Origin of the sequence: Paraburkholderia sp. SIMBA_054 (genome assembly GCF_046534875.1) — a bacterium.
Classification (GTDB): domain Bacteria; phylum Pseudomonadota; class Gammaproteobacteria; order Burkholderiales; family Burkholderiaceae; genus Paraburkholderia; species Paraburkholderia hospita.
Window position 1 is genome coordinate 1 of record NZ_JAWRXV010000525.1, and the last position, 299, is coordinate 299.

Below are 299 nucleotides of genomic sequence, written 5' to 3' on the forward strand. Positions count from 1 at the left end.
GTCCACGATGATTGTTCGTTCAAAGCCGGCATTCAAGGATATACTTTTTACGATAAATGGCTCGATACTTCCGCGTATTGTCTACCATCTTATCGCAATCGCCTTGTTGAGTGTCGTCGCTGTTTTCGCTTCGCAGGAACATCCCGGTATTTTTGCGCGCATCAGTGCGGTTCCGTTCACTTTGATCGGTATAGCCCTATCGGTGTTTATGAGTTTTCGAAATAACGCGTGTTATGATCGATGGTGGGAAGGGCGCAAACTGTGGGGCGAGCTTGTATTTGCAAGTCGTTCACTGGCTC

Annotated in this window: 1 protein-coding gene; it reads left to right on the forward strand. The window is 47.8% G+C overall.

Annotation, left to right across the window (positions count from 1 at the left end; all coding sequences use genetic code 11):
- Window positions 1-299 (forward strand): bestrophin family ion channel (locus SB822_RS56190; RefSeq protein WP_410858990.1); only part of this gene is annotated, 299 nt, incomplete at both ends.